The sequence below is a fragment of the Amycolatopsis sp. WAC 04182 genome (assembly GCF_003947465.1).
Taxonomy (GTDB): domain Bacteria; phylum Actinomycetota; class Actinomycetes; order Mycobacteriales; family Pseudonocardiaceae; genus Amycolatopsis.
The window spans coordinates 1-728 of sequence record NZ_QHJJ01000037.1; the positions used below are offsets into that span (position 1 = coordinate 1).

Here is a 728-nt window from a genome sequence, read left to right on the forward strand (position 1 = left end):
ACTCGGTCTGGAGTTCGTTCCCGATGCTGGGCGTGAAAGCCAGGCGGAAATGCGGGATCCGTTCGTGCCACGGGCCCGGCACCCCGAGCTGCCGCGTGCGGTTGTCCGCCGGGATGCCCGCCGCGTGGGCCGGATGCCGCGGCCCGTCCGCCGCCTTCGCGCCGAAGAAGTCCGCACCCGGCCGCCCCGGCCCCTTGACCCAGACCTGGTCGACCTCGTCGCGGGCCCAGTTCGTGAACAGGCTGACGCTGTAACCCGCGTCCTGGATCTCGGCGAAATGGTCGTACACCGACTCCCAGGGCAGGCCGTCGAAGACGTCCTGCCGGAGGTCGAAGGACGGCACCAGGTCGAGGGTCAGCCGCGTCACCACACCCAGCGCGCCGAGCCCGACCACGACCCCGTCGTGCCGGGTGTACGTCTTCACCTCACCGTCCGCGGTGACGAGCTCCAACCCGGACACCGCCGACGCGAGCCTCTGGTTACGCCGCCCGGAGCCGTGCGTCGCCGTCGCGACAGTGCCCGCCACGGTGCAATGAGGCAGCGAAGCGAGGTTGGCCAACGCGAAACCGGCCGCGTGCACCTGGACCGCGATGTCGCCGTAGCGGGCCGCCGCGGGTACCGTGACCGTCGCCGATTCCGGGTCGAGGACGACCTCGGTACCGAGCGCGGACAAGTCGAGCAGGACACCACCCGGACAGTCCGCGATGTCGTTGAAACAGTGCCTGCTG

The 728-nt window shown here is 70.6% G+C and carries 1 protein-coding gene; it reads right to left on the reverse strand.

Going from position 1 to position 728, the window contains the following annotated elements:
* A partial coding sequence (locus DMH01_RS42360; protein WP_125685091.1) for an FAD-binding protein occupies positions 1-728 on the reverse strand: 728 nt, incomplete at both ends.